This window comes from Natronomonas sp. (genome assembly GCF_046710025.1).
Lineage (GTDB): Archaea > Halobacteriota > Halobacteria > Halobacteriales > Haloarculaceae > Natronomonas.
The window spans coordinates 1-5,592 of record NZ_JBKEGK010000171.1; the positions used below are offsets into that span (position 1 = coordinate 1).

A 5,592-nucleotide genomic window follows, 5' to 3' on the forward strand; every position below is an offset into this window, starting at 1 on the left:
CTCTCGGGTGGTTCGCCCAGCGTGTGCAGACCCATCCGGATCTGGGTCGTCTTCACGTCCGTCAGGTAGGCGTGGACGCGCTCGACTAACTCGTCAATCGACACCTCGTCTCCGGAAACCGCGCCCTCAGCGAGCGTCGTCCCCGCCTCCTCGGGGCCACGAACGTCTGCTTTCTCGTCGATGTCGCCCTCGAGCCCCAACTCGACGGCGAGGTCCAACTCGTCGATTTTCTCCCGGAGTAGCCGTTCGACCGTCTCGCCGGCCTCGCTGCCGGCCTCGCGGTACTGATCGGCGAGTTCCTCCAGTTCCGCGAGATCGTCGTAGGTGCCGGCGTTCGCCATCGGCGGGGTGAGGTAGTCGACGACGGCGGCGTAGGACCGTCGCTTCGCCTGCGTCCCCTCGCCGGGGTTGTTGACGATATAGGGGTAGACGTTCGGCAGATCGCTCACGAGCGCGTCCGGCGCGCTCTCGGCGTCGAGGCCGACGGTCTTGCCGGGCAGCCACTCTAGGGAGCCGTGCGTGCCGAGGTGGACGACCGCGTCGGCGCCGAACTCCTCGCGGAGCCACTTATAAAACGCGTAGTAGTCGTGTGGCGGCTGGAGGTCGGAGTCGTGATACACCTTCGAGGGGTCCATCCCGAACCCGCGGGGCGGCTGGACCGTCACGATGACGTTGCCGAACACCGCGCCGGGGATCGCGAAGGGGCGCTCGGGCGGGTCGTCCCACTCCTCGAGTACGTTCTCGCGGAAGTCCGGGTCGGCGTCAGCCCACCACTCGGCGTACTGCTCGGAGGGGACGACATCGACGGAGAGGTCGCGAACGTCCTCGGGGGCAACCCACCGGTCGTCGAGCGTCAACTGCGAGGTGAGCGTCTCTATCAACTCCTCGCCGGAGTCCGGGAATCGCCCGCCCAAGTCGTAGTTCCGCTTCCGCAGTTCCGACAGCAGGTTCACCGTCGACTCGGGCGAATCGAGGCCGAAGGCGGTGCCGATGCCGTCGTCGCTCGGCGGGTAGTTGTGGAGAACGACCGCCACGTTCTTGTCGTTGTTCGGGGTGTAGCGCAACTCGGCCCAGTTGACCACTAGCGAGGCGGCGTGATCGACCCGGTCCTCAATCGGGAAGTGCTGTTTCGGCGCGGAGCCGATGCCCGCCTCGTCGTCGGTCCGTTCCTTCCCGGAGATCGGATGGGTGATGACGTTGCCGTCGAACTCCGGCAGCGCGACGGAGAGCGCGAGCTCGAAGCCCATCACGCCCGTATCGCTCGAATCGTACCGCGAGCGCGAGCGCATCGTCGTCACCGTCTGGATCACGGGAACGCCGAGCCGTTTCAGGAAGACTTCCTCGGCGTCGCCGCCCTCGTCGTTCGCGTCGCGGCCCCGTTCGGCCATCGACAGCGAGAACATGAACGACGAACAGACGGCATCGACAATCGGCTCGCCCGTCCCGCTGGTGAGCCAGTTGTCGACGACCCATTCCGCGTCCTCCTGCTCTTCGGAGTCGGTGACGGGGTTGCAGAACACCGGCAGCGCGTTCGCGCCCTCGGCCTCGATCGCCCGCACCAAGGCATCGACGTAGCGGGTGTTTTCGTGAGTCCAGTGGGACTCGTAGAACCAGACGGCGACCGTCGGCCGGCCGTCATCGAGGGTCGCGTACAGTTCTTCGACGGACGCGCCCGGGTGGTCGGGGTGATACACCCCCTCGGTCGGCAGCGCAACAGGATCGTCATACCCGGGGGTCTCCGGCGTGAACCGGTCGGCCAGATACCGGACGCAGTTCGCCAGATTGGCGCTGCCGCCGCGCTCGAGGTACTCCGAGACCGTTTCGCGAACGGTTCCGGGAACGGTCGTGTCCTCGATGGCGAAAGCGTCGCCAGTCGCCTTGACGATCACCGGGATACCGGCCTCGTAGCAGCGATCGAGCGCGCGATCGTAGCCGGGCATGCTGTCCTTGTCGCCGTGGAGCCACAGGACGGCGACGTCGCAGTCGGTTAGTTCCTCGCAGAACGCCTCGACGGCCTCCGGCTCGTCGAGGTCGCTCTCGGATCGGGCGACGAGGTCGGTTGCAACCTCGTCGGCGGCGCGGGCGAGCGCGCCCAATTCGTTTTCGGTCGCGGTGTATAGTCCGACGGTTGACATAAGTTTGATAAACTCCGTTTGTGTTAAAACAAGTGTGTTTGATCTCGCCGACGACAAAAGCGTTTCCACGCCGTTCGGGGCAGTCGTGGGCCAACGGCGGTTGAAGCAGGCGCTTCTGTGTGTCGCCGCTGACGACGGCCTCGACGGCCTGCTGGTGACCGGCCAGAAGGGGACTGCCAAGTCGACGCTCGTCCGCGGGCTCGCGGCGTTGTTGCCCGACCAGCGCGTCGTTGCGGACTGCCCGTACGGCTGCCCGCCCGACGACCGGAGCCGGCAGTGTCTGGACTGTCGCGACCGGGCGACGTTTCCCGTCGAGACGCGCCCCGTGCCGCTTGTCACGTTACCGCTCGGCGCGAGCCGGGACCGCGTGGTCGGGACGCTTTCCGTCTCGGACGCGCTCGCCGGGGAGGCGACGTTCGATCCCGGCCTGCTGGCGCGCGCCAACCGTGGGCTGTTGTACGTCGACGAGGTGAACCTGCTTGATGACCACCTCGTCGACGTGTTGCTCGACGCCGCCGCCTCGGGGGTTAACCGGGTCGAGCGCGACGGTGTTAGCCGGAGCCACCCCGCCGAGTTCACGCTTGTCGGGACAATGAATCCCGAGGAGGGTGACCTCCGGCCGCAGCTCCGGGACCGCTTCGCGCTCTCGGTCGAGGTTGAGGGCGAGCGCGACGTCGAGGACCGGGTCGCCATCATCGACGGCGACCTGCGGGACAGTCACCCCGACGGGACCGACGACGACACCGGCGCACACCGCGAGCGGCTGCGCCACGCCCGCAGGTCGATCGAGTCGGTCGCGCTGACTGACGAACAGAAACGGGAGGTCGCTGAACTATGTCTTGAGGCCGGTGTCGACGGCCACCGCGCCGACATCGCGACCGCCCGGGCCGCCCGGGCGCTCGCCGCCCTCGACGAACGGCCGACGGTCACCCAAACCGACATCCGCACGGCGGCATCGTTTGCACTCGGCCACCGGATGCGCTCGACGCCGTTCGAGGACGCCCCGGACGCCGAGGACGTGATCGACGATCACTTCGAGGACGGCGAGAGCGAAGACGAGGGTGACGACGTCGACGCAGAGGGCTCGGAGGACGCCCACGACGATTCTGAGGCGGGCGGCTCCGAGGACGGGGGCAGTTCCGAGGGTAGTGAGGGCGATGACGTCGCGGACGACGACGGCGACACGTCCACGGGCGAGGATGCTGACGGATCGGACTCCGAAGCGTCCCCTGACGACGGCGGCACGCCCGAGGACCGCAACGAGGGAGACCCGACGCCGGCAGAGGCCGGATCGGATCCCTCCGAAGAGGGCGACGGGAGCGCGGACGAGCGCGACGGGGGCGACTCCGACGGCGACGAGATGGAGCAGGCGACGCCGCTCGTCCCCGGTCAGTCAGTCGACCCAGCGGAGGGGGCCGCCGCCCCCGAGGTTGACGCGCCCGAGGCCGACGGCGCGACGGGCTCCGGACGCGCCGAATCAACGCCATCGACCGGAAACAACGGGGTGCGCGTCCGGACGGAGCAGGCCGACGGGGGGAGCGGCATCGACGCCGCCGCGTCGGTTCGGGCCGCCGCGACCCGGGGACACGACCGCGTCGAATCGCGCGACCTGCGGCGGTCGGTCCGGTCGGGGGCTGGCGAGGCGCTCGTCGTCTTCGCCGTCGACGCGAGCGCCTCGATGCGCCCCGCGATGGCGGCGACCAAGGGCGTCACACTTGAACTCTTAGAGGACGCCTACACCGAACGCGACAGCGTCTCGGTGGTCGCTTTCGCGGGGAAGGACGCGGAAGTGCTCCTTCCGCCGACCGACTCGGTCACGCTCGCGGCGCGGCACCTGAAAGAGCTGCCCACCGGCGACCGCACACCGCTGCCGGCCGGGCTCCGGACGACCGCGGAGGTGATCGACCGGGTCGATCCCGACGCCGCCGTTGCCGTCGTGGTCTCCGATGGTCGGGCCAACGCCGCCGCGAACCCAACCGCGGACACCCGAGCGGCCGCCGAGGCGCTCGCGGCGACCGGCGCTCGGGCCGTCTGCGTCGAGGCGGGCGACGAGCGTGGCCTGCTCGCCGAGGTCGCCTCGACGACCGACGGCACGCTGTTGGATCTCGACGCCCTGACCGCCGATCGCGTCGAACGCGAACTCGCGAACTCGCGGTCGGGCTGAAACGTGGCCCACCCAAAGCTTTACAAACTCACTTGTAGAAGAACAAGTACGATTTATGAGCACAAACGAAACCGTCGGTGACCGACTCGACATCGTTCGATCGGAGCTGACAGCCACACAGATCGCCGCGGGACTCGCCTTCGGCACCGCGATCATCTTCGCGTTGATGTTCGTCCAGGACCCGCTCGTCCACGAGTCCATGCACAACTTCCGTCACGCCGCCGGCATCACCTGCCACTAACGGATGATCGCCGACTACCTCCGGCGCGGCGTCGCCGCGGGGGGTGTCGCCGGGATCGCCTACGGACTGTACATAGCGCTCGTCGGCAACCCCCTCAGCACGTACGTTGAGCATGCGGCCCACGATCACGCCCACGGCGGTGGCGGACTCGTCTCGGAGACGACTACCGCCGTCGTTAGCGCCGGCAGTGGGCTGTTGTGGGCGATTCTGCTCGGCGGCATCTTCGCCGTTGCGCTGTATCTTCTCGAACCGGCGTTGCCGGGGTCGGACGACGTACGCTCGTACGTCCTTGCCGGCGCTGGCTTCCTGACGGTCTCGGGCGTCCCGTGGCTGGCGTTGCCGCCCGCCGCCCCCGGCGCGGTCCACCAGTACCCGATCGGCGTTAGGATGCAGGCCTACGTCGGACTGGTCGTTCTCGGTGCGATCACGGCCGCGGCGACCATCCTCGCGTACAAGCGCGGGACTCGCCGCCACGTCGGCATCGGAGTCATCGCCAGTGTAGTGCCGGTCCTCGCTGTGGCCGCGGTTCTCACCATCGCGGCGCCGACAGTGACCACTTATCCCGAGCATCCCGCCGACCTCGTTGCCGCTTACCAGGGGTTGACGATTCTGACGCAGGCGGGCCTCTGGCTCCTCGTCGCCGGTTCGTTCAACGCGCTCCGCCGCCGGGGCTCGGATCGCGGGAGCGACCCGACGCGCGCGAGCGACGATGCGCTGGTGGGGTGAGATGAATGGCAAACGACAAACGAACGCAATGAAACACCTGTGAAACGACAGACCGAGAAACAGACCACACGCCTCGCCGCTCACGTCTTCGTCTGCGTAAACGACCGCGACTCCGAGTACGCCTGCTGTGCCGACGCTGGCGGCGAGGAGACCGTCGCGGCGGTACAGCACTGGCTGCGGGAGCGAAACGCCTTTTGGTCGCCGGTCGGCGTCTCGACGACCGACTGCCTCGGCCTCTGCAGCGAAGCCGGCACCGCGATCACGATCCAGCCCCGCGACGAGTGGTTCTCCGAGGTCCGGCCGGACGACGTGGACGACCTCATGAG

Annotated in this window: 5 protein-coding genes; 4 read left to right on the forward strand and 1 reads right to left on the reverse strand. The window is 68.3% G+C overall.

The annotated features are described in order from the left end of the window. A partial coding sequence (locus tag ACI944_RS11035) for a cobaltochelatase subunit CobN (protein WP_411719105.1) occupies positions 1-2,135 on the reverse strand: 2,135 nt, incomplete at its 3' end. A gap of 34 nt (positions 2,136-2,169) precedes the next feature. Here ACI944_RS11035 and ACI944_RS11040 point away from each other — a divergent pair. From ACI944_RS11040 to ACI944_RS11055, 4 genes are all read left to right on the forward strand, one after another. Continuing rightward, a complete protein-coding gene (locus ACI944_RS11040) occupies positions 2,170-4,299 on the forward strand; it encodes an ATP-binding protein (protein ID WP_411719106.1) in 2,130 nt (709 codons plus the stop codon). 55 nt (positions 4,300-4,354) lie between these two features. Beyond that, positions 4,355-4,540 carry a CbtB domain-containing protein gene (locus ACI944_RS11045; RefSeq protein WP_411719107.1) on the forward strand — a complete coding sequence of 62 codons (186 nt, stop codon included), beginning with the start codon at positions 4,355-4,357 and terminating at the stop codon, positions 4,538-4,540. Between the two features lie 3 nt (positions 4,541-4,543). After that, the gene (locus tag ACI944_RS11050) at positions 4,544-5,266 is read left to right on the forward strand and encodes a CbtA family protein (protein WP_411719108.1); all 723 of its coding nucleotides are present in this window, start codon (positions 4,544-4,546) and stop codon (positions 5,264-5,266) included. Between the two features lie 39 nt (positions 5,267-5,305). Next, positions 5,306-5,592 (forward strand): (2Fe-2S) ferredoxin domain-containing protein (locus ACI944_RS11055; protein WP_411719109.1); only part of this gene is annotated, 287 nt, incomplete at its 3' end.